Here is a 513-nt window from a genome sequence, read left to right as displayed (position 1 = left end):
AGTTTAAGGGTGATAGTGGCAATAACAAGTATCAGACTTCTCTTCTTAATGGTGATATTCATAGTGTTATTGATATTTTACTTTCTAGGAGTAAGGATTGTTTGTTTGAGTATTTTAAAAGGATTTCTAATATAGAGAGGATGAGTGTTAAGTTTTTGGTAAGTGATATGTCTAATTTTTTTAAGTCTGTTAGGGATAGGTTCTTTAGAAGTTCGATTCATATTATTGATAGGTATTATTTCATAAGACAGGTTTCTTGGGCTTTGGAGAATGTTAGAAAGAGGATTCAAAGGGATGTTTCTTCTAAGCTTAGGGTGTTTTTAAGAGAAGTAAGAGTTTAGTTACAAAGCCTTCTTCTATGCTTAGTTCTATGCAGGCTAGTGAGGTTTCTTTAATGCTTGGGTTAAGTGAGGATTTAAGGTTAGCTTATCAATTAAAGGAGTTGTTCTACCAATATGTTCTTACTCAGCCTAATAAAAAGATGGCTAGTATATGTTTGAGTGAGTGGATAAG

Annotated in this window: 1 pseudogene; it reads left to right on the top strand. The window is 32.6% G+C overall.

Features of this window, described 5'->3' with window-relative positions:
- Positions 1 to 56: 56 nt before the first annotated feature.
- Positions 57 to 513 (top strand): annotated as a pseudogene (locus HMPREF9129_RS12890) (transposase); the annotation flags it as partial.

The sequence above is a fragment of the Peptoniphilus indolicus ATCC 29427 genome (genome assembly GCF_000227315.1).
In the GTDB taxonomy this organism is placed as follows: Bacteria; Bacillota; Clostridia; order Tissierellales; family Peptoniphilaceae; genus Peptoniphilus; species Peptoniphilus indolicus.
The sequence above is the reverse complement of the archived record's forward strand: the minus strand, read 5'-3'. Positions and strand labels throughout refer to the sequence as shown.